Raw genomic sequence first — 875 nt, 5'->3', positions numbered from 1 at the left:
CTATGTTCTGACTGTCACCTGCGTGTCCACCCGCGGCATTGTCGCTGCGATATCGGGTTTTCTGGCGGACAAGGGTTGCTACATCATCGACTCGTCCCAGTTCGATGACCTGGAGACCGGCCTCTTCTTCATGCGCATCACCTTCACGAGCCAGGAAGGGGCGAGCATCGCCGAGATCACCGAAGGCTTCCAGCCGATCGCCAAGAAATATGGCATGACGCACGAGTTCCATGACGGCGATGCGAAGATGAAGGTGCTGCTGATGGTGTCGCGCTTCGGCCATTGCCTCAACGACCTGCTCTATCGCTGGAAGATCGGCGCACTGCCGATCGAGATCGTCGGCGTCGTCTCCAACCATTTCGATTACCAGAAGGTGGTGGTCAATCACGACATCCCCTTCCACCATGTCAATGTCACCAAGGCCAACAAGCCGCAGGCGGAAGCCCGTCTGATGGAGATCGTTGAACAATCCGGTGCCGAACTGATCGTGCTCGCCCGCTACATGCAGGTCCTGTCCGACGAGATCTGCCAGAAGATGTCGGGCCGTATCATCAACATCCACCATTCGTTCCTGCCGTCCTTCAAGGGTGCGAACCCCTACAAGCAGGCCTTCGAGCGCGGCGTGAAGCTGATCGGGGCGACGGCGCACTATGTGACCGCCGATCTCGATGAGGGTCCGATCATCGAACAGGATGTGGCGCGTATCACGCATGCGCAATCGGCTTCCGACTATGTCTCGATCGGCCGCGATGTCGAGAGCCAGGTTCTGGCGCGCGCCATCCATGCCCATATCCATCACCGGGTGTTCATGAACGGCAACCGCACGGTGGTCTTCCCGGCAAGCCCCGGAAGCTATGCATCCGAACGCATGGGCT

At 59.1% G+C, this 875-nt stretch carries 1 protein-coding gene; it reads left to right on the top strand.

Annotation, left to right across the window (positions count from 1 at the left end):
- Window positions 1-875: formyltetrahydrofolate deformylase (gene purU, locus Q4481_RS24565; protein WP_304379061.1), on the top strand; the 875-nt coding region annotated here is incomplete at both ends.

The sequence above is a fragment of the Fluviirhizobium alvei genome (assembly GCF_030551875.1).
Taxonomy (GTDB): Bacteria; Pseudomonadota; Alphaproteobacteria; order Rhizobiales; family Rhizobiaceae; genus Rhizobium_E; species Rhizobium_E alvei.
The sequence above is the reverse complement of the archived record's forward strand: the minus strand, read 5'-3'. Positions and strand labels throughout refer to the sequence as shown.